Source organism: Streptomyces solicavernae (genome assembly GCF_029968095.1).
GTDB lineage: Bacteria > Actinomycetota > Actinomycetes > Streptomycetales > Streptomycetaceae > Streptomyces > Streptomyces solicavernae.
In genome coordinates this window covers 1-1979 of the sequence record NZ_JASCIR010000083.1, presented here as the reverse complement: position 1 = coordinate 1979, position 1979 = coordinate 1, and the positions used below count along the sequence as shown (strand labels likewise).

Annotated in this window: 1 protein-coding gene; it reads right to left on the bottom strand. The window is 71.3% G+C overall.

Annotated features, from left to right (window positions below; all coding sequences use genetic code 11):
* Nucleotides 1-310: 310 nt before the first annotated feature.
* The gene (locus QIS99_RS32045) at nucleotides 311-1879 is read right to left on the bottom strand and encodes an MFS transporter (protein ID WP_282517272.1); all 1569 of its coding nucleotides are present in this window, start codon (nucleotides 1877-1879) and stop codon (nucleotides 311-313) included.
* Nucleotides 1880-1979: the final 100 nt, after the last annotated feature.

Below are 1979 nucleotides of genomic sequence, written 5' to 3'. Positions count from 1 at the left end.
TTCAAGTGCGGGCCACTGACAACGAGGGTCCGCCCAGGGGGCGAACCCTCTCCTTGCCCTGCTCCGCAGGGGCTTCGTTTCACCCCCCCACCTAAAGGTGGGGGTACCCACGAAGGAGACAGGATGGGCGCGCTGCAGGTCCCGGAGCGTCCCGAGGGTGGGTTGCCGGTCGCCCTCGTGGCCGAGGTGGGCGAGGTAGGCGTCGAGGTCGAGTTGGTCGCTGCTCCACATGTGCCGGACAATGGCCGCCTGTCCTGCGCCTATTCCTCGGCCGCGTACGTCCGCCTATTTCTCCCGCGCGTACGTGCGCCTATTCCTCCCGCGCGTACTGCGGGACGCGTACGGGGTCCTGGGGCGGGGCCGGTGCGGTGGGGTCGCCCTTGCGGTGGCGGGGGCGGTGGTCGTGGTCCGGGCGGTGGCGGGTGCGGCGGTGCCGTCCCCGGGCCCGGCCCATGGTGGTCACGCACACCGTCGTGATCAGGGCGGAGACGACGAGTGCGGCGGCGGCCCAGCGGAAGGCCCGGGTGTAGCCGTGGACGAGGGCCTGCTCCTGCAGGTGTCGGGCGCCGCCGGACCCGGCGGTGTGCGCGGTGAGGTACGCGGCGGTGGCCGCGGCCGCGATGGAGTTGAGCAGGGTGGTGCCGACGGCTCCGCCCACCTGCTGCGAGGTGGTGACCATCGCCGACGCGACACCGGCGTGCCGCGGTTCCACCTGGTGCGTGGCGAGGGAGATGCCGGGCATCAGCGCGGTGCCGAGGCCGGTGCCGAGCATCAGTTGGGCGGGCAGGATCAGCAGCACGTACGAGGAGTCGGGCGTGAGCCGGGTCAGCAGCAGCATGCCGGCCGCGGCGAGCAGGAAGCCGGGGGCCATCAGCAGGCGCGGTGCCGTGCGCAGCATGAGCCGGGCGCCGATCTGCATGGACCCGATGACCATGCCCCCGCTCGCGGGCAGGAACGCGAGTCCCGTCTGCAGCGGGGTGAAGCCCTTGACGATCTGCAGGTAGTACGTGACGAACAGGAAGGTGGCGAAGAGGGCGATGAAGGCGAGACCGAGGGAGACGTAGGCGCCCGCACGATTGCGTTCCTTGAGGACACGCAGCGGCAGCAGCGGCGAACCGACCCTGGCCTCGACGAGGACGAACGTCAGCAGCAGCACGGTGGCGACGGCGAACGTGGCCAGGGTGGTGGTCTCGGTCCAGCCGGTGGACTCGGTCCGGGTGAAGCCGTACACGAGCGTGCCCAGGCCGAGTGTGGAGAGCAGCACGCCGGGGATGTCGAGGGGGGAGCGGTTGCGGGAGCCGGTGGGTTCGCGGATCACGGCGTACGCGCCGAGTGCGGCCATGACGGCGATGGGGACGTTGACGAAGAACGTCCAGCGCCAGTCGAAGTACTCGGTGAGGAAACCGCCGAGGATGAGCCCGACCGCGCCGCCGCCGCCGGCGATCGCACCGTAGATGCCGAAGGCCTTGGCGCGTTCCTTGGGGTCGGTGAACATGACCGCGAGGAGCGACAGGGCCGACGGCACGAGCAGCGCGCCGAACACGCCCTGCAGCGCGCGGCCGCCGAACATCATGAGTTCGCTCTGCGCCGATCCGCCGACGGTGGAGGCGAGGGCGAAGCCGGTCAGGCCGGTCAGGAACGTGCGTTTGCGGCCCCACAGGTCGGCGACGCGACCCCCAAGCAGCAGGAGACCGCCGTACGCGAGGGCGTAGGCGGTGATGACCCACTGCCGGTTGGAGTCGGTCATGCCGAGGTCGTGCTGGACCGACGGGAGCGCGACGTTCACGATGGTGCCGTCGAGGACGACCATCAGTTGGGCGAGCCCGATGAAGACGAGTGCCTTCCATCGCCGCGGGTCGGGGTGAGCCGTCGTCGGCATGGGGGTGGACACAAGGGCTCCAATCTTGGCGGGCGGTCGGGCGGCACGGCCTTGGCGGTCGGACGGGCGGTCGGTCGGTCGGCGCGGCCTTGGCGGGCGG

Coding starts and splice junctions, on each gene's coding strand:
- QIS99_RS32045 (WP_282517272.1), bottom strand. CDS start 1,879: ATGCCGACGACGGCTCACCCCGACCCGCGGCGATGGAAGGCACTCGTC.